This is a genomic window from Halobacillus sp. ABH2_015, assembly GCF_056158945.1.
Genome location: NZ_JBSWUG010000002.1, coordinates 1,572,501 through 1,591,845, shown reverse-complemented (window position 1 = coordinate 1,591,845; position 19,345 = coordinate 1,572,501). Strand labels below are relative to the sequence as shown.

The 19,345-nt window shown below is 46.8% G+C and carries 20 protein-coding genes; all 20 read right to left on the bottom strand.

The features are described 5' to 3' along the window. Window positions 1–8: 8 nt before the first annotated feature. A complete protein-coding gene (flgG, locus tag ACXAD6_RS08480) occupies window positions 9–902 on the bottom strand; it encodes a flagellar basal body rod protein FlgG (protein ID WP_474968501.1) in 894 nt (297 codons plus the stop codon). A gap of 83 nt (window positions 903–985) precedes the next feature. After that, window positions 986–1,354 (bottom strand): TIGR02530 family flagellar biosynthesis protein, encoded by a 369-nt coding sequence (locus tag ACXAD6_RS08475; RefSeq protein ID WP_474968500.1) that lies wholly within the window; start codon window positions 1,352–1,354, stop codon window positions 986–988. Continuing rightward, window positions 1,354–1,797: a flagellar hook assembly protein FlgD gene (flgD, locus tag ACXAD6_RS08470; RefSeq protein ID WP_474968499.1), complete on the bottom strand. Its 444-nt coding sequence runs from the start codon at window positions 1,795–1,797 to the stop codon at window positions 1,354–1,356. The genes ACXAD6_RS08475 and flgD overlap by 1 nt, the downstream gene beginning before the upstream one ends. 8 nt (window positions 1,798–1,805) lie before the next feature. Then, a complete protein-coding gene (locus ACXAD6_RS08465) occupies window positions 1,806–3,944 on the bottom strand; it encodes a flagellar hook-length control protein FliK (RefSeq protein ID WP_474968498.1) in 2,139 nt (712 codons plus the stop codon). Between the two features lie 68 nt (window positions 3,945–4,012). Then, the gene (locus ACXAD6_RS08460; protein ID WP_474968497.1) at window positions 4,013–4,597 is read right to left on the bottom strand and encodes a MotE family protein; all 585 of its coding nucleotides are present in this window, start codon (window positions 4,595–4,597) and stop codon (window positions 4,013–4,015) included. 4 nt (window positions 4,598–4,601) lie between these two features. Beyond that, window positions 4,602–5,054, bottom strand: a complete 453-nt coding sequence (gene fliJ, locus ACXAD6_RS08455; protein ID WP_474968496.1) for a flagellar export protein FliJ — start codon at window positions 5,052–5,054, stop codon at window positions 4,602–4,604. 12 nt (window positions 5,055–5,066) lie between these two features. Beyond that, complete coding sequence (gene fliI, locus ACXAD6_RS08450; RefSeq protein ID WP_474968495.1) at window positions 5,067–6,374, bottom strand: flagellar protein export ATPase FliI; 1,308 nt, start codon at window positions 6,372–6,374, stop codon at window positions 5,067–5,069. Beyond that, window positions 6,367–7,107, bottom strand: a complete 741-nt coding sequence (gene fliH, locus ACXAD6_RS08445) for a flagellar assembly protein FliH (protein ID WP_474968494.1) — start codon at window positions 7,105–7,107, stop codon at window positions 6,367–6,369. The genes fliI and fliH overlap by 8 nt, the downstream gene beginning before the upstream one ends. Continuing rightward, window positions 7,100–8,113: a flagellar motor switch protein FliG gene (fliG, locus tag ACXAD6_RS08440; protein WP_027954204.1), complete on the bottom strand. Its 1,014-nt coding sequence runs from the start codon at window positions 8,111–8,113 to the stop codon at window positions 7,100–7,102. The genes fliH and fliG overlap by 8 nt, the downstream gene beginning before the upstream one ends. 12 nt (window positions 8,114–8,125) lie before the next feature. Further along, window positions 8,126–9,733 (bottom strand): flagellar basal-body MS-ring/collar protein FliF, encoded by a 1,608-nt coding sequence (fliF, locus tag ACXAD6_RS08435; protein ID WP_474968493.1) that lies wholly within the window; start codon window positions 9,731–9,733, stop codon window positions 8,126–8,128. A 62-nt stretch (window positions 9,734–9,795) separates the two neighbouring features. Next, on the bottom strand, window positions 9,796–10,098 hold the full coding sequence (gene fliE / locus ACXAD6_RS08430; RefSeq protein WP_474970388.1) for a flagellar hook-basal body complex protein FliE: 303 nt from the start codon (window positions 10,096–10,098) through the stop codon (window positions 9,796–9,798). 29 nt (window positions 10,099–10,127) lie between these two features. Further along, the gene (gene flgC / locus ACXAD6_RS08425; protein WP_474968492.1) at window positions 10,128–10,577 is read right to left on the bottom strand and encodes a flagellar basal body rod protein FlgC; all 450 of its coding nucleotides are present in this window, start codon (window positions 10,575–10,577) and stop codon (window positions 10,128–10,130) included. Window positions 10,578–10,580: 3 nt separating this feature from the next. Beyond that, the gene (gene flgB / locus ACXAD6_RS08420) at window positions 10,581–10,970 is read right to left on the bottom strand and encodes a flagellar basal body rod protein FlgB (RefSeq protein ID WP_474970387.1); all 390 of its coding nucleotides are present in this window, start codon (window positions 10,968–10,970) and stop codon (window positions 10,581–10,583) included. Window positions 10,971–11,293: 323 nt separating this feature from the next. Next, entirely contained in the window at window positions 11,294–12,073 is a 780-nt protein-coding gene (gene codY, locus ACXAD6_RS08415; RefSeq protein ID WP_027954199.1) for a GTP-sensing pleiotropic transcriptional regulator CodY, read from the bottom strand. Between the two features lie 26 nt (window positions 12,074–12,099). Then, entirely contained in the window at window positions 12,100–13,497 is a 1,398-nt protein-coding gene (gene hslU, locus ACXAD6_RS08410) for an HslU--HslV peptidase ATPase subunit (RefSeq protein WP_474968491.1), read from the bottom strand. Window positions 13,498–13,509: 12 nt separating this feature from the next. Next, complete coding sequence (gene hslV, locus ACXAD6_RS08405; protein WP_027954197.1) at window positions 13,510–14,055, bottom strand: ATP-dependent protease subunit HslV; 546 nt, start codon at window positions 14,053–14,055, stop codon at window positions 13,510–13,512. Window positions 14,056–14,060: 5 nt separating this feature from the next. After that, window positions 14,061–14,960, bottom strand: a complete 900-nt coding sequence (gene xerC, locus ACXAD6_RS08400; RefSeq protein ID WP_474968490.1) for a tyrosine recombinase XerC — start codon at window positions 14,958–14,960, stop codon at window positions 14,061–14,063. A 287-nt stretch (window positions 14,961–15,247) separates the two neighbouring features. Then, window positions 15,248–17,323 carry a type I DNA topoisomerase gene (gene topA / locus ACXAD6_RS08395; protein ID WP_474968489.1) on the bottom strand — a complete coding sequence of 692 codons (2,076 nt, stop codon included), beginning with the start codon at window positions 17,321–17,323 and terminating at the stop codon, window positions 15,248–15,250. 158 nt (window positions 17,324–17,481) lie between these two features. Beyond that, window positions 17,482–18,363: a DNA-processing protein DprA gene (dprA, locus tag ACXAD6_RS08390; protein WP_474968488.1), complete on the bottom strand. Its 882-nt coding sequence runs from the start codon at window positions 18,361–18,363 to the stop codon at window positions 17,482–17,484. A 75-nt stretch (window positions 18,364–18,438) separates the two neighbouring features. After that, on the bottom strand, window positions 18,439–19,341 hold the full coding sequence (gene sucD, locus ACXAD6_RS08385; protein WP_027954193.1) for a succinate--CoA ligase subunit alpha: 903 nt from the start codon (window positions 19,339–19,341) through the stop codon (window positions 18,439–18,441). Between the last annotated feature and the right edge of the window lie 4 nt (window positions 19,342–19,345).

Here is a 19,345-nt window from a genome sequence, read left to right as displayed (position 1 = left end):
GTCTCTCCTTATCGCTTCAGATTGACTAGTTCCTGCAGAATCTCATCAGAAGTGGTGATGATTTTCGTATTGGCCTGGAATCCCCGCTGGGATGTAATCATTTCAGTGAACTGATCGGCAAGGTCGACATTGGACATTTCAAGCGCCCCTGCAATCATGCCGCCTGTCCCATTCTGACCGGCAACGGATAGATCAGACACGTCATTCAACTCATCGTCATTTGCATTACTGCTTATAAAACCAGAGTTGGGCGTGGCACGATATTCATTTCCGCCGACTTTCTCAAGACCGCCGGGATTGGAAAATTTCGCAAGCATAATTTGACCCGCCTGCTGAACGTTATTATTAGCGTCAATGTAGTTGACGGTTCCATCCGTCTGGACACTGAAGCTCTGTGCGTCATCAGGAATAGTAATCGCACCCTCGTTACCTATGACATACTTCCCACTGTTATTGACGAGTGAGCCATCATCATCCAAGTAAAAGTTCCCGGCTCTTGTGAAACTGATCTGCAGTTGTGAAAGATCTGTGTTTCCTCCACCAACGTTAACGCCAGCCGTTCCCGCTTCCGCAAGCACAAACATGCCGTCTCCTTCAAGTGCAAGATCAAGTGGACGACCGGTGGACTGGCGGTTCCCCTGTGTATGGATGGTATCGATGGAGCCGATTTGTGTCCCAAGACCGACCTGGGTTGCATTCAGTCCCCCTGTCACATTGCCACCATTATCATTGGCAATCGGACCTTGGGCATTGGACATCGTCTGACTCATCATATCCTGAAAAGTGACGCGTCCCTGTTTGAAGCCGTATGTGTTCACGTTGGCAATATTGTTGCCGATCGTATCTAATTTTGTTTGAAAACCTTTCATTCCAGAAACTCCTGAATATAGTGAACGTAGCATGTCGTCAACATTCCTTTCGGTTTTTAATGCCGGTGCTTCTGTCCTTCCGCCCCAGCTGCGGCTTCCCTTCATACGGGTCCAGCCTATTCATTGATAAAAATGGTGCCATTGATATTCGTGAAAATCTGCGACTGCGTTTCCTCCCGGTTCATGGCGGTTACGACGGTCCGGTTCTTCGTACTGACGATCAGCGCTGCTTCATTTGTCAATACAAGAGAATCAGTCACGCCCTTGGTTTCAGCTTCCTGCATTTTTGCAGAGATCTGTTCCCAGGAAGACGGCGCAATGGAAATGTTTCTTGTTTTCAGACGCTGCTCCGCATGCTTGCTGATTTTCAACCCCGCTGCTTCCTCCAGAGCATCCTTAAATGAAGCCGACGTTTCTTTCTCTGTCCTTATGCTGGTCTGCCTTCCCATGAGAGGGGGCTGGACAGCATGGATGCGCGGGTCCATCAGGTTTCCTGCTTTCCTGATCCGCTCTCTTGACTCACCTTTGTCAAATCCTGCACTGATACGAGACCTCCGGACTGCAGTTCAACATATGTGCCATCTTCTTTTTGATTAACAGCAGCAACGACATCTGTTCTCAAATCTCCCTGATCCTTGGAAGTATACGTAACTTCCTTTCCGATCAGATGGCTGTAGGTAATCAAGGATGACATGTTCTGCTGCTCTGTGAAGGATTGGAACGCTGTCGACATATTCGTCATCTGCTCCAGACTTGAAAACTGCGTCATTTGCGAAACGAATTCCTGATCTTTCATAGGATCAAGCGGGTTTTGATTTTGAATTTGAGTCATCAGGATTTTCAGGAAATCATCCTTTTCAAGGATATTGCTTCCGGATGTTTGGGTCTGCTGATTTTTCAGATAATAAGACGGATCGATCGAAGTCACGGAACCACCTACACTTTCTCATTCAATAAAATATCTTCAAAAGAGGCGGCATCCTCCCCTTCCTCTTCTTCATTCACATACGGACTGTCTTCTTTCTCCCTGTGGGACTCATCAGACGATCCCTGTTCATCATCTGCCTGTCCGCTGGAATGGTGCTGCGCGAATGCCAGGGCATCATTTTTTTCAACCACTACCTGCTGGGGGGAGAACACAGGTCTCAAATGATGAAGGTTCCCTTCAAGGAGTTCCTTTGCTGCCTGGGTCTGCACCATTAGTTTGACAATCATCTCACCATTCTGCTGGGTCACCTGTACCATCATGTTTCCGAGGCTCCCGGGCTTCAATTGGATCTGCATTTCCTTCATCCCGGAAGCATGTGTCAACAAGCGGCTGTTATGGACCATCCGCTCCAGCTCCTGCAGAAAACCAGCAGGACGGGTCTGATCACTTCCCGTTTGATTCACGTGGAGGACCAATTGTTCGACTTTAGACATCACTCCAGAAGTCCCCGGCCAGGAAGGTGTTTGGGCTTGATCCGCACCAGCCGTGTTTCTTAACGCTTCCTGGGCCCACCTGCCCATCTCTCTTCCCGTCAAAGGGTGCTGCTGGTAGGCTTGAGGAAGCTTTTGATGCTGGTCCAGCCGTGCAGCAAGCTGTAGAAAAATTTGTTTCTCAACCGGAGCATCACGGAAAAGCCGGTCGACGACGTCCTGTTTCCCAACATCCATGGAAGCCTGTTGAACGGATTTTGTCAGCGGAATCACTATTTTTTTCAACTCTGATCCTGGCTGCTCACCCTTCCTGAAGGCCTCAACCAAACTCTTGAACTGTTTTGAAAAGGACATCAGCGTTGGTTCGACATCCAGAGCTGCCCCTGCAGGCACACGATTGAGAACACTCTGAGGCAGAACGTCTCCTTTTTCTACACTGGCAGATGCATCAATGACTTGCCCCCCTCTGACCAGGGCTGTAAGCATATCTTTCACTTTAGGGTGGCTTTCCTGAAAAAGAGAAGCCATTTCAACCGCTGCATCATCCGGGTGCATGTTTTGCAAAGCTGCCGCTACAGGAGCAAACTTCCCAATGAGAGAGTCCATGGTTTCACCGGATTCCCTGCCGGAAGCCTGGTGCATGAGTGATTGATGAAAATCTCTCCATCCCCTTGAAAGGGCAGGGGTTGAACTTGTTGGTTCATCTTTAGGAGTCATTCGGAATTGATCATCCTTTGTTTCCCTGGGGATGAACAGGGACTGCGTAACTCCAATTGCGTGCAGCTGATCTTCAAGATCTGTCATCGCTGCCTGGTCTTCATCCGCACCAGCTATTGGATTCAATGTTTCCAATAGACCTTCCAGTTGAGAAACGAAAGTCACGGCGGCTTCTTTTGTTACAAAAAGTGGACGATCCTGTGCAGGGCCCTTTCCTTCTGTGCTAACCTTCTCAACCCTTCGGCCTGTTTCTTCATTTTTCATCAAGGAATGTACTTGAAAATCAAATGAGAAGGGAACATCTCTCTGTCCCTTTCTTTGAGACCGTCTGTTCAAACCTGCCGTCACCTCTTCCTGAACCGATTCGTGAGAAGGTGACGATAGGAGCCCGGATGTTTTCGGTAGAAACGATGTCAAATAATAATCCAAATCCGGGTCCTTTTCCACGATCGGAGGACTTCCCGCCCTCTGTTCTTCCGACTGGCTGGGAGAGGCCGTACCAATTGAAACTAATTTCTTTAACACTTCCAGTGATTGTTCATTACCGGCGGCCCCGGTTTTCACAAGAGGGTGTTGGTTGGAAACCTCGGACGGTATACCCTGCACCGGCTTTATTTTCGTCTGCGAATCCGCCTTGATGCTCAATGATCTGCCGGTATGCATCAAAAGAAACTTCTGGAATTCTCCTTGAATCCGGGCCCATTGATTATGTATGTCCCATCCGTCGTTTTCCGGGACACCCTTTGGGGACACAGACTCTACCTGCTGTCCAACTTCATTGATCAACTGCTGCATTCGATTCGTCAGTTCTTCCAAGCCACCGTTCTCGCTGGTATCCGCCCGTGAAGCTGTACCCATCTCAGACATTTTCACAGCCTGAAGCGCTTGTTTGAATGAAATTCCATCAGTCTTAGAAGAAGAGCTCGTGAGTGGCTGCATGGGTACCGACGTTGGTACTAATGAAAATAGTGTGGTTATCTTCTTCACCTCCTTATCGAATGTGTCGTTTATTCATCCATTAAACGGACGGCAATCTCGGCTGCGGCTGCCGATTCCATAGCGCCTAAAATCGTTCCACGTTCTTTATTCGTAATCTCTTTTAGAACGAGTACAGCTTTATCCTGATTCATTTCCTGTAAAATGGGCGCTGCATCTTCTGCGTCCATCTCATGGAACGACAAGGCCAGATCCTTGACAGAATCTTCAGCCTCCTCTTCCTGAACGGCCGGCTGGGAAGCTTCTTCCAAATCGGCTTGAAGCTGAAGGATTTGTCTATCCTTCTCTTCCAACAATGATTCTTTGTCTGAAGACTCCTGCTTCAATTGGTTGATTTCAGCTTCTTTGTTTGCCAGTGCTGCCTCCAGACGATCACTTGTTTCACCGGTCGATTCTGCTTCATTGGAAGAAGTGATTGTTGAAAGTCCGGGAATGGCAGACGCCGCTTTTCCAACCTCTTTGGAAACGTTCATCCCTGACAGTGTCAGTACTACCCATGCGAGGACAGCAAGAAAGATAACGGGAATAAAGACAGCGAGCATGATTTTACCTAAGGAACGCTCTTTTGTTGGGGTGTTTTTTATTTTTCCAGCCATACCATCACCTGTTTAAGAAATTTAAGTATTGATTCATGGACAGTTCATCCATGCGTGCATTTTCTTCGTATTTCATCCACTGCACTTCTTCTTCTTCCTTCATTTCTATTAATTTTTCATACTTTTTCACTTCGATGTAAGCATCTGTCAGAACAGTTTGAGCGTGCTCCATTTTCATACGGGCCTGTTGGACGAACGGCTGCAGATCATCGACGATGGCTTCTAAATGTTCAATATACTGCCGGTGTTGAACGAAAGCGCCGGCCGGGAGAGTCCCCCGTGATAAGGAGTCGTTGAACTGTTCAACTGCCTGCTCTTTTTCCCTGAGCCTTTCATACAGTTCCCGGGCCCGTTTTTCAAAGGTTTCTACTGCTTTTTGGTACTCTTTCTGCTTTTCATGCTTGTCTTTATCTCTTAAGTCCTTAATCTTTTGATAGGTTTGGACAACGGCCGTCATTTACAAATCCCCCTAGTCAAATAACCCTTTCAAATCTTCCACCGAACCTTCATAGCTTGCCGGTTCATATACATCCTGCTTTAAAAACTTCACCAGGTGCGGAAAGTAGGAAATCGATTCATCAATGTCCCGGCTGGACCCTTTTTTATAAGCGCCAATTTGAATCAATTCTCTGTTCTCTTCATACGTTGCCAGATGAGCACGGAGCTGGGATGCTGCATGAGCATGTTCCTCTGTGACAATCTGCTTCATCACGCGGCTGATGGATTTCAGGATATTGACTGCCGGAAACCTTCCCTGCTCAGCCAGTTTACGATCAAGAACAAAATGGCCGTCCAGAATACCACGGACTGTATCAGCGATCGGTTCGTTTAAGTCATCCCCATCTACGAGAACAGTATAGAAGGCTGTGATCGTTCCCCTGCTGGAAGCCCCTGTCCGTTCCAAAAGCTTTGGAAGGAGAGCGAAGACAGAAGGCGTATACCCTTTCGTAGTGGGGGGTTCGCCTGTGGCCAGACCGATTTCACGCTGGGCCATTGCAAACCTTGTGACGGAATCCATCATTAGGTTGACGTCATAGCCAAGGTCACGGAAATACTCACTGATGGCAGTCGCAGTATAAGCCCCTTTCACTCTCATTAAAGCCGGTTGATCTGAAGTTGCCACAACAACAATGGACCGCCTCAAGCCTTCTTCTCCAAGATCATGTTCGATAAATTCCCGGACTTCCCGGCCCCTCTCTCCGATTAAGGCGATCACATTCAAATCCGCCGAGCTGTTACGGGCAATCATGCCCATCAACGTACTTTTTCCAACACCACTGCCTGCAAAAATTCCTACACGCTGCCCTTTGCCCACACTCAACAAGGAATCTACTGCGCGGACACCGACTTGTATCGGCTCTCTTACCGGCGGCCTCGATAAAGGGTTCGGGGGGTCCTGAATCGTCGGATATTCCTTCAAACCCTTGGGCAGACGGCTTCCGTCCAGCGGCTGTCCGGAGGCATCCAGAACACTCCCGATCAAGCCTCTGCCCACATGAATGTTCAAGGGGGATCCAGTAGCTTCCACAAGACTTCCAGGACTGATATAGGTCACTTCCTGATAAGGCATAAGCAGAATGTTTTCATCATGGAAGCCGACCACTTCCGCCTGGATCGTTGCTTGTCCATGTATCGGCGAATGGATGGTACACACTTCTCCGATCGAAGCCTCCGGACCTTTGGACTCAATCATCAGACCGACGACGCGGTGAATTTTACCGTAGCGCTTATACGTATCTGCCCGGCGGATCACGGATTCAAAAAAAGATTCATTCATCTGCATCCGCCCTTTCTGCAGCTTTCAAGACGGCTTTACGAAGTTCTGTCAGCTGTGTGTCAATTCCTGCATCGATAATTCCAAATGGGGATTCGACTCTGCATGTAAAAGGAGGAAGTTCTGCCTCAACGTATATGGAAAGGTCTGTATTGTGACGAACAGCTTCATGAAGCTCTTCTCTCTGCTCTTGTAAAAGACCGAACTGATCCGGGTGAACATAGATGGTCACTTCTGGCTGCGCCTGCACTTCTTCAATGGCTGCACTGACCAAAGGAAGGAACGCTTCCGGTTGTTCCATCAGTTGTTTTTTTACGATTTTCTCCGCACACGTCAAGGCAAGATCCAGGATCATACGTTCACTTTCCTTTACCTTTTCTTTTTGAAGGATCCCGGCTTTTTCAACGACAAGATTCGCTTGTTCGATCCGGCTTTCATACACCTGTCTGCCTTCCTCCTGCCCTTTAGATGTTCCTTCTTCAAAGCCTTTCCGGAAGGCTTCATTTTCAATGACTTTTCTTTCTTCCTCCCAGGTCTGTTTCATTGCTTCAATTTCGGCAGCCGTCTGCTGGATCAGCTCCTGCTTTCTAGTCTGCAGATGATGGATGTCCTGTTGAAGGGAATCCTTGTGGTTCTCCAGATTCTCTGAGCTGTATTCCTCTTCAGAAGGATGGGGGACTGGATTTACTTTCTTGATTTGAATGACCCTGCCGGTATCCTGTGGATAGTTAGACAATGATGTCATCTCCTCCGCCTCTGGCGATAATGATCTCGCCAATGTCTTCTAAATGTCGAATAGTGGAAACGACCCTCGTTTGAGCTTCTTCCACATCACGCAGACGTACAGGACCCATGAACTCCATTTCTTCTTTAAAGGTCTGGGCCATACGGTCGGACATATTATTGAAGACAACTTCTTTCACTTCTTCACTGGACACCTTAAGCGCCAGACGCAGATCATCTTGGTCAACATCTCTGACTACACGCTGGACAGCCCGGTTATCGAGGGCGACGATATCTTCAAAGACAAACATCCGCTTTTTAATTTCCTCTGCCAGGTTTGGATCCTGGGTTTCCAGGGAATCTAAAATGGTACGCTCTGTGCTGCGGTCAACCCCGTTCAATACCTCGACAACGGCCTGAATACCACCCGTTTCCGTGTAATCGTTTGTGACGGTGGCCGATAATTTCTTTTCAAGAATCTGCTCCACCTGACTGATGATTTCAGGAGACGTCGAATCCATTACGGCAATCCTCCTCGCCACATCGCCCTGCTGCTGCTGTGGAAGTTCTGATAAGACTTGTCCAGCCTGCTCGGCATCCAGGTATGAAAGGACGAGAGCGATCGTCTGCGGATGTTCATTTTGAATGAAATTTAAAATCTGTCCGGGATCCGCCCTTCTTGCAAAATCGAACGGTTTCACCTGAAGAGAAGAAGTCAGACGCCCGATGATATTAGACGCTTCTTCCACACCCAGTGCCTTTTCCAAGATCGTTTTGGCATATCCGATGCCTCCCTGGGAAATGTAGTCCTGGGCTAAAGCAATTTGATGGAACTGATCGAGAATATCTTCTTTCTTGTCAGCTTCCACTTTTTGAACAGAAGAAATCTCCAAAGTGAGCTGTTCAATCTCTTCTTCTGTCAAATGTTTATATACCTGTGCAGCAACGTCGGGTCCCAGAGATATGAGGAGGACGGCTGCTTTTTGTTTTCCTGTCAGTGTCTGCTTGTTCAAAGCCATCTTCAGACCTCCTTAATCATCCGAAATCCAGGAGCGCAGCAACTTCGCAAAATCCTCTGGCTTTTCTTTCGCCATCTTTTCCAGCTGTTTCCGTTTTTGAGTTGATTCATCTTCTTTTTCCTTTATTTCCGGAATTTCTGTTTTTTCTTCAGGTACGGCGCTTTCCTCTGTATACACGTAAAATTCTTCTTCTTCCTCTTCCTTGTTCCGTCTCAATAATCTCCAGATTAGAATAATGATGACCAGAAGCAGGCCTCCAGCCACGATGTAGGCCCACAACGGAAGCCCCGTAGACGTTTCACCGGTTGGAAATTCCACTTGGCCGCTGAATTCCTGGAATACGATCGAAACCTTTCCGTCGGTATTCTCCTGCTCGTATTCTTCATTGATGGATGTTGTAATCATCGAGTCTACAATCGATTGAACACTTTCCTGAACGGTCTGCTCTTCTGCTGCAGTCAAATACTCAACAGAGCCGTCTTCGTTCACGGACTTTTTATTATCCACTGCCACCTGAATACCGAGGTCACGTACTTTATACGGACTTTCCTCTATATTTTTCTTAATCCGGTTGAATTCATTATTGATCGTTTCTTTTTTCATTTCATAATCGCCGCTTCCGGTTTCGCCGGCTTCATAGTTCGGAATATCTTCGTCCCCTGTTCCGGCCGTTCCGCCTTCGGGTACAGCACCGTCCTCGTATGTCTCTTCAATCAATTCCATACTTACAGGGAGCCCTGCCATCGTTTCGGGGTCCACCGGTTCCACAAGCTCTTCCACACGGTTTTCTTTAGTAAAATCAATATCTGCCGTTACGGTTGCAATCACTTTCTGCTCCCCGATCATCATTCCGAGCATATGCTGCAGCCGTTGTTTGATATCTTTTTCAATATCTGATTTGACCTTCTGCTGGTATGTATACATCTCTTCCTGTCCAGCCATTTCAGATTGATTGTCAAAATAATTGAAATTTTGATCCATGATGACGATATTATCTTTAGACAAGTCAGGTACAGACTTGGAAACCAGGTTATAAAGCGTTTCAACCTGGCCCGGTTCCAGCTGATACCCCGGCTGGACATCAAGGACAACAGACGCCGAAGCATTCGCTTCGGCATCTGCAGCAAAAAGCTGTTCTTCAGGCATGTTAATCATCACTTTTGCATTTTCGATCCCTTGAATACCTGTGATCAATCCAGCCAGTTCCGTCTGCATAGCATCCAGTTTGATGACATCAAATTCATTGTCTGTCATCCCCCACGAGATGTTATTACTGAAAAAGCTGTAGTCGATCGTTCCACTGTTCGGAATGCCCGAAGCGGCCAGATCTACAAGAAGCCCTTCCACCTCTGAGTCAGGAACAAGAATGCTTGTCCCCCCCTGGTCCAGCTCATAAGGGATGCCGCGTGTATCCAGTTCCGCTTTAATCTGTCCGGCCTCCTGAACAGTAATATCCTTGTAGAGAGGTACCATCCCCGTGTTGGATGCCAGCACACTGATCACGATTAAAGCAATAACCAGCACAGCTCCTGCTGTTGTCATCAAGCTGCGCTGTCCTTTGCTGCGGCTTTTCCAAAAAGCAGTCAGCCGCTCTTTATATCCATGTAATTGCTCTTTCATAACTGCCCCCAAAAAAATTACGATTCAACCGAATCGTATAATGCAAATCTTCTCATGAACTGCTATACCTGCATGCGCATCATTTCTTTATACGCGTCGATGACTTTGCTCTGCACTTCCACAGCTGTCTGCATCGTAATACCGGCTTTCTGGGATGCAATCATGACATCATGGAGATCATCGATGCCGCCGGTGGCAAGAGCCTTCGTTTTTTCGTCTGATACGACTTGAACGTGATTCAACTGATCCACGGCGTTCTTTAACTGACCGGAAAATGACTGATGGGCCTCACTCGGGGAAACCCCTTTCTGCCACTGTGACTGCACAGGTTCGGATATGGATTTCACACTCGTTAATGGAATCATTTCTGCCATCCGTTATCTATCCCCTTTCTTTATCTGCCAATCTCTAAAGCTTTCATCAGCATGCTTTTCGAAGCGTTCAGCGATGTAACGCTTGCTTCATATGAGCGTGTTGCACTCATCATATCCACCATTTCCTGCAGGGGATCCACGTTGGGAACTTGAACATATCCTTCATCATCCGCATCCGGATGGGACGGGTTGTACGCCATCTTGAAAGGTTCTTCGTCCTCCACAATTTCCGAAGCCTTCACACCTGATGTATGGCCGGTCTCTGTGGATTGCTGCAGGACGTGCTTGAAATCCTGCTTCTCCGGTTCCAAAACAACCATCTTCCGTTGGTATGGTTCCCACTCTCCATTTTCATTGATGGAAGCCCTCGTGGAATTCGCATTGGCAATGTTGGATGATGCCACATCCATACGCAGCCTCTGGGCCGTCAATGCGCTGCCGCTGGCGTTCATAGCCTGAAATATACTCATCGATTAACCACCACCTTTTAATACGGATTGAAGACTTTGAAACTTCCCGTTCATACGTTCCACGAGCGCTTGATATTGGATCTGGTTCTGTGCCAGCTCGTTCATCTCTTTATCTATATCCACATTGTTTCCGTTCGGATGATAGGATGAATCGTTTTTCTTATATGTAGTATAGGATTGACCAGCGCCACCGCTGAAGTTGATATGTCCGGCATGTGTAGTTTTCGTCTGGAACGACGTTTCCTTGGCAAGGATATCTTTGAATGCCACCCCTTCTGCCTTGTATCCCGGCGTATCTACATTGGCGATATTATTGGATAACGCTTTGTTTTTGGCCGCAGAATAATCAAGAGCACCCTGAAGGGACGTAAACGTGTCATTAAACAGGCTCACCTTTCCACCTCTATCCTTCATTCGACATTTTTTCCATATCCCATCTTCAATTTTAAAAAAATTACTTAAAATTTGTCTATACAATCCTGACTTTTTTTACGAGAGTATTACAAATAGTACATATTAACTATGATTAAATACCTTATAAAGTGTATGATAATGGAAAAATTGTCGAATAGAATCTTATAATGAACATTATGTCATAAAAGTGTGTCGAATAGTATGTATTTATTGGAATATAAAAAAATAATCCAATAGGCACAAAGAGAGGCAGGATGTTATAAAAAGGGTTTAAAAAAAAGCAGGCACACGGCCTGCTTTTTTTAGTTTGTGCGAAGCTTCTGTAGCTCCAGCAAGAAATTATTATTAAGAACTTTAATATAGGTTCCCTTCATCCCAAGAGAACGGGACTCGATGACTCCTGCACTTTCCAGTTTGCGAAGTGCATTTACGATGACAGAACGGGTGATTCCCACGCGGTCGGCAATTTTACTTGCCACCAGCAGGCCTTCATTGCCTTCCAGTTCATCAAAAATGTGTTCAATGGCTTCAAGTTCGCTGTAGGACAGGGAGCTGATCGCCATTTGCACAACAGCTTTGCTCCGTGCTTCCTGCTCGATTTCCTCTGTTTTCTCATGAAGAATCTCCATGCCTACAACCGTGGCACCATATTCGGCTAGAAGCAGGTCATCGTCATTGAAATTTCCGTTAAGACGGCTCAGAATCAATGTACCGAGGCGCTGTCCGCCCCCGATGATTGGAACGATGGTTGTCAGACCGTTCTCAAACAAATCGCGGTTTTCAATAGGGAAGGCGGTATATTCACTGTCGATATCAATATCAGGGGTTGTCTCCTGGATATTGAACAGACTCTGGGTATACTCCTGAGGGAACTGGCGGTCAGAAAGCATCGCCTTCATACGCTCGTTCTCAATCTCCTGATTAATCGCAAAGCCGAGAAGCTTTCCGCGACGGCTCAGTACGAATGTGTTGGCTTCAATGACATCACGCATGGTAGCGGACATATCATTGAAGTCGACGGACTTTCCTGTTGTTTTCTGCAGCATTGCGTTGATCTTACGTGCACGATCTAGTAGTTTCATGTGCATTTCCTCCTTGTTGATCTCTCCTACAAGATAAATCGGCTGAGATCTTTGTTTTTAACAATTGATGATAATTTACTGTCTACATACTGTGGTGTAATTTCGATGGTTTCCATCATGACATCCGGAGCTTCAAACGAAAGATCCTCAAGCAGTTTTTCGAGAATCGTATGAAGTCTGCGGGCACCGATATTATCTGTTTCCTGATTCACTTCATGAGCGATTTCTGCGAGTCTGGTAACAGCATCGTCAGAAAATTCAACCTTTATACCTTCAATTTCAAGTAAAGCTTTATATTGTTTTAAAAGCGCATTGGAAGGCTCCATTAATATACGCTTGAAATCGGCCACACTGAGTTTGTTAAGCTCGACCCGGATCGGAAAGCGGCCCTGTAATTCAGGGATCAGGTCGGAGGGTTTGGACATATGAAAGGCGCCCGCTGCTACGAAGAGGATGTGATCGGTCGCTACAGGTCCATACTTCGTTACAATCGTGGATCCCTCCACAATCGGAAGAATATCACGCTGTACACCTTCACGGGATACATTCCCCTGGTTGTCCCCTTTTGCCGCGACCTTATCAATCTCATCGATAAAGATCATCCCGGACTGCTCTACTTTATAAACCGCTTCCTGTCCAACTTCATCCATATCCACAAGTTTTCCCGCTTCTTCCTGGGTCAGAACTTTTCTCGCTTCTGATACGGAAAGGCGGCGCTTTTTCTTTTTCTTAGGCATAAACTGGCTGAATGCATCCTGCATGTTCATCCCCATCTGTTCCATTCCTGAACCTTGGAGCATATCAAACATGGAAGACTGCGATTCTTCGACCTCTGTCGTCACCATCCGGTCTTCCAGCTCACCCATATCGAGCTGGTGGCGGATCCGGCTCCGCTTCGTTTCGATTTCGGCTTCTTCCTGGGACTCGTCGGGTTGGTTGTCCTGCTGGCCATTTTGGTTAAACAGCATTTCAAAAGGATTCTTGAAATTATTATTCTGCTTCTTCTTGGATGGAACGAGAAGTTTAACCAGTCTCTTATCCGCCTGTTCTTCGGCCCGGTCCTTGACCGCTTCCATTTTCTCTTCCTTGACCATACGGACCGCCATTTCGACGAGGTCGCGCACCATGGATTCGACGTCACGGCCGACATAGCCGACTTCCGTGAATTTGGTGGCCTCTACTTTTACAAAAGGAGCGCCTGTAAGCTTGGCAAGCCTGCGGGCGATTTCTGTTTTACCAACGCCTGTCGGACCCATCATCAAAATATTCTTCGGAACAATTTCATCCTTCAGCTCATCGGTCAGCTGCATACGGCGGTAACGGTTCCTAAGAGCAATAGCGACGGAGCGTTTGGCGCTGTCCTGTCCAATAATGTATTGATCCAGTTTTTCTACAATTTGTTTAGGGGTTAACTGTATAGACATTCCTGGTCCTCCTTATTCGAGAACTTCCAAAACGATCTGATCATTTGTAAACACACAGATTTCTCCGGCAATTTCCAGCGCAGCTCTTGCGATATCCGGAGCGGACTGATCCGGGGAGTATCTCTTTAATGCGCGTCCGGCGCTGAGCGCAAAGTTTCCGCCGGATCCGATGGCAAGTATTCCGTCATCTGGTTCAATGACTTCCCCTGTTCCGGAGACGAGAAACATTTTTTCCTTATCCATTACAATCAGCATGGCTTCAAGCTTCCTTAATACCTGGTCACTGCGCCACTCCTTGGCCAGTTCCACAGAGGCTCTTGCCAGATTGCCGTCATAACTTTCAAGCTTGCCTTCAAATTTCTCGAAAAGTGTAAAAGCATCGGCTACGGAACCGGCGAAGCCGGCGAGTACCTGATCGTTGAACAGTCTTCTCACTTTCCTGGCTGTATGCTTCATCACTACCTGATTTCCTAATGTCACCTGTCCGTCCCCGCTCATGGCTGACTTCCCATTGTGCTGGACGGCGAAAATAGTCGTTGCGTGAAATTGCTGATCCATATGATTCACCTCTTATTCGCTCTTGGATGGCTGTTCATATATACATTTCTCAGTCGATCCTTGGTTACATGCGTATAGATCTGCGTGGAAGATAAATGCTCATGGCCGAGCAGTTCCTGAACGGACCGCATATCAGCCCCCTCGTTCAGCATATGTGTAGCAAACGTATGCCGGAGCTTATGAGGGTGAACATCCACAGTTAACGCAGCTTCTTTCACCATTTTATTTAAAATCAAACGAATTCCATCAGCCGTAAGCGGTCCACCCCGGGCATTGAGAAACAATGTCCGGACAGGGTCCTTTTGTTTAGACGATAAGTCAAGACGGCCGTCTTCCATGTATGTTCGGAGCGCTTGTGAAGCTGACTTTCCAAAAGGAACATACCGCTCTTTTCTTCCCTTTCCGAGGACAAGAGCTGTGTTCAGGGAAAAGTCCAGGTCTCCTGTTTTCAACTGGACACATTCACTCACACGAATCCCCGTTCCATACAACAGTTCGAGAAGAGCCTGATTTCTCTGTCCGAGTGGATCTGTCAGATCACTGACTTGAAAAAGCTGATCCAGTTCCTGTTCATAAAAGAAATTAGGAATAGGAGCTTCCGCTTTAGGAAGCGACACATTGGCGAACGGGTTGCTGTCAAACCAATTCTCCCTTTCTAAATACTTAAAAAAACTCCGGAGGCTGGACACTTTCCTGGAAACAGTTTTTCTCGCGTACCCTGCTTCATACTGCTTTGTTAAAAATACTCGGACGGTCGAATAATCACAGCTCTCAATGGCTGTCCCTTCCGCATGAAGGAAAGTATAGAACTCATCAATATCTCTGCCGTAATGCTTGATTGTCAGAGGCGACGCATTCTTTTCAATCTGAAGGTACTCCATAAACGATTCTTTATAGGAATGCATGAGTTTTTCACCTCACAAAGGCGATTAAATTTTATCACACCATTGACTGAATAAACAATGGATTTAATTAAAATGTAACAAAATTCTGAATTGTTTCCAAGTCTAAACAATTAATTGGAAAAGATTACAGGATTTCCGGCTCCAGCTGCTGTGCCATCAGTGCTGTCAAGTATGTAGCCTTACCAAAGCGTAATTATAGCGTCCAACTCCACCCGTGTCAATTAAAATAATTGGAAAGAGCCTATGACTATAAGGATAGTCATAGGCTCTTGAAAATATAACAGGACTCAAGCCTGCGGTTCTTCTTTATAATCACAGCTGGTACATTGGATCTGGGTACCTTTCTTGACTTTCTTCTCTACAAGCAGCGACTCACATTTCGGACATGGCCGGCTGATCGGTTTATCCCAGGAAATAAAGTCGCAGTCCGGATAGTTTTCACATCCAAAGAACTTCCGATTTTTCTTACTTTTTCTTTCTACTACTTCTCCGTCTTTACACTTCGGACAAGTGACTCCGACTTTCTTCAAAATCGGCTTCGTATTCCGGCACTCCGGGAAGTTGGAACAGGCGAGGAACTTTCCATAGCGTCCCATCTTATAAACCATTTCATGGCCGCATTTTTCACAATCAATGCCTGCCGGCTCATCCTTAATTTCCACTTCTTCCATTTCTTTTTCTGCTTTTTCCAGTCTCGGCTGAAAACCTTGATAGAACTGGCCGATAATGTTGACCCATTCCTCTTTGCCTTCTTCAATGGCATCCAGGTCATCTTCCATTTCCTTCGTAAACGCCGCATCAATGATTTCCGGAAAGTACTCGCGCAGCTGATCAAGGACGATTTCGCCAAGCTCGGTTGGAACAAATCGTTTATTATCCAATGCGACATATCCGCGGCGCTGGATGGTATCAAGCGTAGGGGCGTAAGTGGAAGGGCGTCCAATCCCCAGTTCTTCCAGCGTTTTTACAAGGCGCGCTTCGGTATAGCGTGGAGGCGGCTGAGTGAAGTGCTGGTTCGGCTTGATTTCCTCTGCCTTCACCGTCATGCCTTCCTCGAGATGAGGCAGGAGTTTATCCTTTTCCTTCTTGTTGTCATCATTGCCTTCGACATAGACTTTCATGAAACCTTTGAATTTGACCTCAGAGCCCGTCGCACGGAACTCCACCCCTTCATTGGTCATGTGTACGGTCATCGTGTCAAGGACAGCCGGTGCCATTTGACTGGCTATGAAACGGTCCCAGATCAGCTTATAAAGACGGTACTGGTCCCTGGAGAGGATACTCTTCATCGCTTTAGGGTCTCGATCAGCCCCTGTCGGCCGGATCGCTTCGTGGGCATCCTGTGCCCCTTCCTGCTTTTTAGCCGCTTTGCCGGCACCAAGAAACTCTTTCCCGAAATTGTTTTCCACGTACTGTTTGGCATCATCCTTTGCAGAATTCGAAAGACGTGTGGAGTCGGTACGCATATAGGTGATCAAACCAGTGATCCCCTGTTTGCCTCCGAGATCAATCCCTTCATAAAGCTGCTGGGCAATCATCATCGTCTTCTTAGCCCTGAAGTTGAGCTTTCGCGCCGCTTCCTGCTGGAGGGAGGATGTTGTGAATGGAAGCGAAGGATTCCGCCGCCTTTCCCGCTTGTTTACTTTGTCTACTGTAAAGTTTCTGCCATCCAGACGGGACTGGATCGTTTCCACATCCTGCTGAGTCTTAAGTTCCTGCTTCTTACCATCGACACCATAGAAAGACCCTTCAAAAGGCTCCTTCTCCTTCAGGAAATCAGCTTCAATCGTCCAGTATTCTTCAGGCTGGAATTTTTTAATTTCATTCTCGCGGTCAATAATAATTTTTACTGCAACGGATTGTACGCGCCCGGCACTCAGCCCTTTTTTCACCTTTTTCCAGAGAATCGGGCTGATGTTGTATCCTACAAGTCTGTCAAGAATACGTCTGGCCTGCTGAGCGTCCACAAGATCGGAATCGATGCTCCGCGGCTGTTTAAAGGAATCTTTAATGGCTTCTTTAGTGATCTCATTAAATACGACACGGCATTTGGACTGGTCATCAATGTCCAGGCTGTGGGCAAGGTGCCAGGCGATGGCTTCCCCTTCACGGTCGGGGTCGGCTGCAAGATAGACTTTCTTAGCCTTCTTAGCGGCCGTCTTCAACTCTTTTAATACCGGACCTTTGCCTCGTATCGTAATGTACTTCGGTTCAAATTCATGTTCCACGTCCACACCCATTTGACTCTTTGGAAGGTCACGGACATGCCCGAGGGAAGCTTTAACTTTATATTTTTTTCCAAGATAGCGTTCAATTGTTTTTGCTTTTGCAGGTGATTCCACTATTACAAGATAATCTGCCATACAGGTTCCTCCCATAGAGGTGTTTTCTCTATAAATTTTACATAAAATAAATCTTCCCTATTATTAAATACAATGAAACCGTTTGTCAAACCGGTCCTCTCTCTTTATTAGGGAATAACGACTAATTCTTCTTAGTACTGTACCACCTTTGTCACCGATTATTCAAATTTTTCAAACCAGTCTTCAGCTATGTCTTGGTACGTGTGAACAAGCTTGGCCCCTTCATTTATAAGGTGGTGGCACCCCTCACTTGTCGGGCTTCCCGCCGGACCTGGAAGGGCATACACACTTCTCCCCTGCTCCAGAGCCTGATCCACCGTAATCATTGTCCCACTTCTCATTTTTGCTTCAATGACAAATGTGGCTGGGCTCAATCCTGAAATAAGCCGGTTACGTTCAGGGAAGTGATATTTCTTCGGCGGTATATCAGGAGGGTATTCACTAATGACTATATGATGATCAGCCATTTGTTTATACAAAGAAAGATTGTTTGAAGGGTAAATATGCTCAAAACCCGACCCAAGAACAGCAGCCGTCTTCCCCCCATTATAAACAGCGAGGGTGTGCGCATACTGATCAATTCCATAAGCCATCCCGCTGACAATCAAAGCTCCCTGATGAATGAGTGGGGTGAGCACCTGTTTCATTGCCGGGAAAGCGTAGGAAGAGGGTTTTCTTGTACCGATAACGCTGAGGGAAAAAACGTTGGAGAGTAGATGGGGATGGCCCTCCATATATAACACGAGAGGAGGGTCGGGAATGGTACGGAACATAGGAGGAAACTGGTCATCAAACCACGTTAAAATGGTATACCTCCGAAGATAGTTGTCGAGTTTCTTCATTATATTAGGGTCTTTCAGCCTTCGATAAATCATTTGGGAGGTGCGGATAGGAGTGCCTGTTAAAGAAGCGAATTCTTTTGGGGAAAGGTTTGTGAGGAAATCAAGTTCAGGGTCCGATGTCAGCAGGGTTCTTATTCGTGCTCTGCTTATTATCGAAAGACTGTGCAGGCCGATCAGTCTGATTCGTTTGGAATTCATACAGCACCTCATTTGTATTGGATTTCATGATAAGGAGACCGCATCTGTATCGATACGGCCTCCCCGGGCTACCTTTTAATGGGTCTTACATTTATCGAAAAGATTTTCATTTTTCAACACTTCAATAAGGGTTTCTCCCATGACAGACGGAGTCTCTGCCACTTGAATCCCACACTCATTCATGACACGGATTTTCTCATCCGCTGTTCCTTTACCTCCGGAAATGATGGCACCCGCGTGCCCCATACGTTTCCCTGGAGGGGCTGTTCTGCCTCCGATAAAGCCGACAACAGGTTTGTTCATGTTCGCTTTCACCCATTCAGCCGCTTCTTCCTCAGCAGTGCCTCCGATTTCACCAATCATAATGACCGCTTCTGTATCGTCATCCTCATTGAAGGCTTTTAAGACATCAATAAAGTCGGTTCCATTTACAGGGTCACCACCGATACCGACGGCTGTTGATTGACCGATCCCTGCCTCAGAAAGCTGGTGTACGGCTTCATACGTCAATGTACCGGATCGGGATACTACCCCAACATGGCCTTTCTTATGGATGTATCCAGGCATGATGCCGATTTTACATTCATCCGGCGTAATCACTCCCGGGCAGTTCGGCCCGACAAGACGGGTCTTCCTGCCTTCCATATACCGTTTCACTTTAATCATATCCAGAACAGGAATATGTTCGGTAATGCAGATGGCCAGATCCATTTCTGCATCTGTCGCTTCCATGATGGCATCTGCAGCAAATGGGGCAGGTACATAGATGACCGAAGCGTTGGCACCTGTTTTTTCAACCGCTTCTGACACGGTATTGAATACGGGAATGCCTTCCACTTCTGTACCGCCTTTGCCTGGTGTTACTCCACCGACGATCTGTGTGCCGTATTCCACCATCTGCTTGGTGTGAAACAAGGCTGTTGATCCTGTAATCCCTTGAACAATCACTTTAGTATCCTTGTTAATAAATACACTCATCTCA

Coding starts and splice junctions, on each gene's coding strand:
- fliI (WP_474968495.1), bottom strand. CDS start 6,374: ATGAATGAATCTTTTTTTGAATCCGTGATCCGCCGGGCAGATACGTAT.
- flgC (WP_474968492.1), bottom strand. CDS start 10,577: ATGAGTATATTTCAGGCTATGAACGCCAGCGGCAGCGCATTGACGGCC.
- topA (WP_474968489.1), bottom strand. CDS start 17,323: ATGGCAGATTATCTTGTAATAGTGGAATCACCTGCAAAAGCAAAAACA.
- hslU (WP_474968491.1), bottom strand. CDS start 13,497: ATGTCTATACAGTTAACCCCTAAACAAATTGTAGAAAAACTGGATCAA.
- sucD (WP_027954193.1), bottom strand. CDS start 19,341: ATGAGTGTATTTATTAACAAGGATACTAAAGTGATTGTTCAAGGGATT.
- ACXAD6_RS08465 (WP_474968498.1), bottom strand. CDS start 3,944: ATGCAGCCACTCACGAGCTCTTCTTCTAAGACTGATGGAATTTCATTC.
- fliJ (WP_474968496.1), bottom strand. CDS start 5,054: ATGACGGCCGTTGTCCAAACCTATCAAAAGATTAAGGACTTAAGAGAT.
- hslV (WP_027954197.1), bottom strand. CDS start 14,055: ATGGATCAGCAATTTCACGCAACGACTATTTTCGCCGTCCAGCACAAT.
- xerC (WP_474968490.1), bottom strand. CDS start 14,960: ATGCATTCCTATAAAGAATCGTTTATGGAGTACCTTCAGATTGAAAAG.
- ACXAD6_RS08460 (WP_474968497.1), bottom strand. CDS start 4,597: ATGGCTGGAAAAATAAAAAACACCCCAACAAAAGAGCGTTCCTTAGGT.
- dprA (WP_474968488.1), bottom strand. CDS start 18,363: ATGAATTCCAAACGAATCAGACTGATCGGCCTGCACAGTCTTTCGATA.
- fliG (WP_027954204.1), bottom strand. CDS start 8,113: ATGGCTTTGAACAAGCAGACACTGACAGGAAAACAAAAAGCAGCCGTC.
- flgG (WP_474968501.1), bottom strand. CDS start 902: ATGCTACGTTCACTATATTCAGGAGTTTCTGGAATGAAAGGTTTTCAA.
- fliE (WP_474970388.1), bottom strand. CDS start 10,098: ATGATTCCATTAACGAGTGTGAAATCCATATCCGAACCTGTGCAGTCA.
- ACXAD6_RS08475 (WP_474968500.1), bottom strand. CDS start 1,354: ATGGACCCGCGCATCCATGCTGTCCAGCCCCCTCTCATGGGAAGGCAG.
- codY (WP_027954199.1), bottom strand. CDS start 12,073: ATGAAACTACTAGATCGTGCACGTAAGATCAACGCAATGCTGCAGAAA.
- fliF (WP_474968493.1), bottom strand. CDS start 9,733: ATGAAAGAGCAATTACATGGATATAAAGAGCGGCTGACTGCTTTTTGG.